At 61.6% G+C, this 3,313-nt stretch carries 3 protein-coding genes; all 3 read left to right on the plus strand.

The genetic code is table 11. The features are described from left to right. The first annotated feature begins 312 nt into the window (after positions 1 to 312). A complete protein-coding gene (locus ACIP0B_RS28155; RefSeq protein ID WP_400838410.1) occupies positions 313 to 1,074 on the plus strand; it encodes a gamma-glutamyl-gamma-aminobutyrate hydrolase family protein in 762 nt (253 codons plus the stop codon). A gap of 370 nt (positions 1,075 to 1,444) precedes the next feature. After that, positions 1,445 to 2,587 carry an ABC transporter ATP-binding protein gene (locus ACIP0B_RS28160; RefSeq protein ID WP_400838413.1) on the plus strand — a complete coding sequence of 381 codons (1,143 nt, stop codon included), beginning with the start codon at positions 1,445 to 1,447 and terminating at the stop codon, positions 2,585 to 2,587. Next, positions 2,584 to 3,313: putrescine ABC transporter permease PotH (locus tag ACIP0B_RS28165; RefSeq protein ID WP_400838416.1), on the plus strand; the 730-nt coding region annotated here is incomplete at its 3' end. The genes ACIP0B_RS28160 and ACIP0B_RS28165, both read left to right, overlap by 4 nt.

The following is a 3,313-nucleotide window of genomic DNA, read 5'->3' on the forward strand; positions in this document are numbered from 1 at the left end:
TCCTGAAGATTGGATGAACGGCGTTTAGAATTTTTTACATGGCAGCTGTTAATTATTATGTTCACTGCTGTTTCGCGGAGCCAGTCAACCCGAACGGCAAAGTGAAGTCAATAGCGAACACAGGGCCGTTCAGCGTTTATTTTTCGGGCTTTTTTTAACATTCCCATGCCGACGCAGGCGCCAGAGCGGCGGAAATCCTGAAGATTGGATGAACGGCGTTTAGAATTTTTTACATGGCAGTTGTTAATTAAAATAAACGCGGCTAAGCTCCGGAAAAGCTCGTTCAAGTGTCAAACTTCGAGGTGAATAAAAATGGCATTCAAGCCATTGATCGGCGTTACTGCGTGCGTCAAACAGATCGGCCTGCACCCCTACCACATCAGCGGCGACAAGTACGTGCGTGCTGTCAGCGTCGCGGCGCAGGGGCTGCCGGTGGTCATTCCTTCCCTGGGTGAACTGACGGAAATCGGCGACCTGCTCGGTCAGCTCGACGGCCTGCTGCTCACCGGCTCGCCCTCCAACGTGGAACCCTTCCACTATCAGGGCCCGGCCAGCGCCCCCGGCACGGATCACGATCCGGCGCGGGACGCCACCACCCTTCCCCTCCTGCGTGCGGCCATTGCGGCGGGCGTTCCGGTGCTCGGCATCTGCCGCGGCTTCCAGGAAATGAACGTGGCCTTCGGCGGCAGCCTGCACCAGAAGGTGCATGAACTGCCGGGCATGCTCGACCACCGCGAAGCCGACAGCCCGGATGTCGCCGTGCAGTACGCCCCGGCCCATGCCGTGACGGTGCTGGCCGGCGGCGTGTTCGAGGCGCTGGAGCTGCCGGGCGAATTCCAGGTCAACTCCATCCACAGCCAAGGCATCGACCGCCTCGCCCCCGGCCTGCGCGCCGAAGCGGTGGCGCCGGACGGCCTGATCGAGGCGGTGTCGGTCGAGCACAGCCCGACGTTCGCCGTCGGCGTGCAGTGGCATCCGGAGTGGCAGGTGCTGGACAACCCGCCCTACCTGAAGATTTTCCAGGCGTTCGGCGCGGCGTGCCGGCAACGAGCGGCGCGGCGCCACCAGCGCTGACCTCCCCGTAGACGCAAAACCCTTTACTGCCCCCACGGGAGCGGCGGCTGCGCGTGTGCACATCCGTCACCCGTGAAAACAACGAAACCGCAATAACAACAAGTACGACCAGGCAGCCAGGACGGCGGCGCCGAACAAGCCGGATCGGCAGGAGTGTCGGCAATCGGATCGATGCAAAACCCTGTGGGAGCTGGCTTGCCAGCGATGGCGGCGGGTCAGTCACCCTCAATGTCGAGGGTGATGGCCTCATCGCTGGCAAGCCAGCTCCCACAGGGGGATGCGGTCCGAGAGGAATGACTCCAAACGATCTGCAATCCACTTTTGAGCCAGGCCATTTGGCCCGGCGACTGAAACCTGTTGGGAGTTTCACATGGCAAACGCCTCCAGCACTTACAGGAAGGCCCTTGAAGGTCATCAGCAACCGAAGAAGGTTCTGGTGAAAGTCGATCGCGTCACCAAGAAATTCGACGAAACCACCGCCGTGGACGACGTGTCCCTGGAGATCCATCAGGGCGAGATCTTTGCCCTGCTCGGCGGCTCGGGTTCCGGCAAGTCGACCCTGCTGCGCATGCTCGCCGGGTTCGAGCGTCCCACCGACGGGCGGATCCTGCTCGACGGCGTGGACATCACCGACATACCGCCGTACGAACGACCGATCAACATGATGTTCCAGTCCTATGCGCTGTTCCCGCACATGACGGTGGCGCAGAACATCGCCTTCGGCCTCAAGCAGGACCGTTTGCCGGCCAGCGAGATCGACGCCCGCGTCGAAGAGATGCTGCGCCTGGTGCACATGACCCAATACGCCAAGCGCAAGCCGCACCAGCTGTCCGGCGGCCAGCGTCAGCGCGTGGCCCTGGCCCGATCGCTGGCCAAGCGGCCGAAGCTGCTGCTGCTCGACGAACCGATGGGCGCGCTGGACAAGAAGCTGCGCTCGCAGATGCAGCTGGAACTGGTGGAGATCATCGAGCGCGTCGGCGTGACCTGCGTGATGGTGACCCACGACCAGGAAGAGGCCATGACCATGGCCGAGCGCATCGCGATCATGCACCTGGGCTGGATCGCCCAGGTCGGCAGCCCGGTGGACATCTATGAGGCACCGGTCAACCGCATGGTCTGCGAATTCATCGGCAACGTGAACGCCTTCGACGGCACCGTGGTGGAAGACCTCGAAGGCCACGCGATCATTCACAGCCCCGACCTTGCGCAGAAGATCTACGTCGGCCACGGCGTCAGCACCTCGGTGCAGGACAAGTCGATCACCTACGCGATCCGCCCGGAAAAGATGCTGGTCAGCTCCCTCAAGCCCGAAGCCCGCTACAACTGGTCCGAAGGCAAGGTGCACGACATCGCCTACCTCGGCGGCCATTCGGTGTTCTACGTCGAGCTGCCCGGCGGCAAGATCGTCCAGTCGTTCATGGCCAACGCCGAACGCCGCGGCGCGCGGCCGACCTGGGACGACAAGGTCTATGTGTGGTGGGAAGACGACAGCGGCGTGGTGCTGCGCTCATGAGCACTCTCAATCAGCGGGTCATGCGGTGGGTGCCCAGCGGACGCAAGTTCGTCATCGGGATTCCTTTCATCTGGCTGTTCCTGTTCTTCATGCTGCCGTTCTTTTTGGTGATGAAGATCAGTTTCTCGGAAGCGGCCCTGTCGATTCCGCCCTACTCGGAGATCTACACCTACGCCGAGCAGAAATTCCAGCTGTTCCTCAACATCGGCAACTACAGCATGCTCGGCGAAGACGAGCTGTACCTGTCGGCCTACCTCGGTTCGCTGAAGGTCGCGCTGCTCAGCACGCTGATGTGCCTGGTGATCGGTTTCCCGATGGCCTACGCGATCACCAAGGCCAGCAAGGAAGCGCAGAACGTGCTGTTGCTGCTGATCATGATGCCGACCTGGACCGCGATCCTGATCCGCGTATACGCGTGGATGGGCATCCTCAGCAACAACGGCCTGCTCAATGCGTTCCTGATGTGGACGGGGCTGACCGATCACCCGATCGAGATCCTCAACACCAACACGGCGGTCTATATCGGTGTCGTGTATGCGTACTTGCCGTTCATGGTGCTGCCGCTCTACGCCAACCTGGTCAAGCACGACGGCAGTCTGCTTGAGGCCGCGCAGGACCTGGGGTCGAGCAACTTCAACAACTTCTGGAAGATCACCGTGCCGCTGGCCAAAAACGGCATCATCGCCGGCTGCATGCTGGTGTTCATCCCGGTGGTGGGCGAGTTCG

The sequence above is a fragment of the Pseudomonas sp. NPDC089534 genome, from assembly GCF_044749305.1.
Lineage (GTDB): Bacteria > Pseudomonadota > Gammaproteobacteria > Pseudomonadales > Pseudomonadaceae > Aquipseudomonas > Aquipseudomonas ekonensis.

Excerpts from the sequence above, each read along its gene's own strand:
- ACIP0B_RS28155 (WP_400838410.1), top strand. The coding sequence starts at position 313 with ATGGCATTCAAGCCATTGATCGGCGTTACTGCGTGCGTCAAACAGATC.
- ACIP0B_RS28160 (WP_400838413.1), top strand. The coding sequence starts at position 1,445 with ATGGCAAACGCCTCCAGCACTTACAGGAAGGCCCTTGAAGGTCATCAG.